The 342-nt window shown below is 43.9% G+C and carries 2 rRNA genes; both read left to right on the forward strand.

Annotated features, from left to right (window positions below):
- Positions 1-99 (forward strand): 23S ribosomal RNA (locus JI665_RS28335); the annotation flags it as partial.
- Between the two features lie 126 nt (positions 100-225).
- Positions 226-342 (forward strand): 5S ribosomal RNA (rrf, locus tag JI665_RS28340).

The following is a 342-nucleotide window of genomic DNA, read 5'->3' on the forward strand; positions in this document are numbered from 1 at the left end:
TAGTAAGATCCCTGAAAGATGATCAGGTTGATAGGTCAGAGGTGGAAGCGTGGCGACATGTGGAGCTGACTGATACTAATCGATCGAGGACTTAACCAAGTTATATGGTTATTACTCGGAAAACTTCTTCATACATTATCTAGTTTTGAGGGAACGAAAAATATAAAATTTCCTCTTGAAAAATGATAGAAAGACGGTATAATAATACTTGTCTTTGAAAAATAGTCTGGTGGCGATGGCGAGAAGGTCACACCCGTTCCCATACCGAACACGGAAGTTAAGCTTCTCAGCGCCGATGGTAGTTAGGGGCTGTCCCCTTGTGAGAGTAGGACGCTGCCGGGC

The organism is Bacillus sp. NTK034 (assembly GCF_017303275.1).
Classification (GTDB): Bacteria; Bacillota; Bacilli; order Bacillales; family Cytobacillaceae; genus Cytobacillus.